This is a genomic window from Methylophaga sp. UBA1464 (assembly GCF_002325665.1).
Lineage (GTDB): Bacteria > Pseudomonadota > Gammaproteobacteria > Nitrosococcales > Methylophagaceae > Methylophaga.
The window spans coordinates 1-245 of record NZ_DCSO01000014.1; the positions used below are offsets into that span (position 1 = coordinate 1).

General features: G+C 46.9%; 1 protein-coding gene. It reads left to right on the top strand.

The features are described from left to right. Nucleotides 1-245, top strand: a 245-nt coding sequence (locus B3O33_RS01400) for an RcpC/CpaB family pilus assembly protein (protein ID WP_292362787.1), incomplete at both ends; no start/stop codon positions are given.

Genomic DNA, 245 nt, shown 5'->3' on the forward strand with positions numbered 1-245 from the left:
GAGTTGGATCAACAGCAAATCCGGCAAAAGTCCCGGGCCTATCTTTCTGTTTCGGAAGACGGCGCACTAAGCGATCAGCTATCGGAAAGCCGTAAAACAGAAAATGATGGAAAATCCAGTGGGAAACAAAGTAAAACGGCAGTGTTAGCCGTTGATCAGGCTTTCGCATCAACATTGTTATTAGCCGAATCCACCGGCAGAATTCGGCTGGCATTAGTGGCTGACGAAGCAAATACTGAAAACAG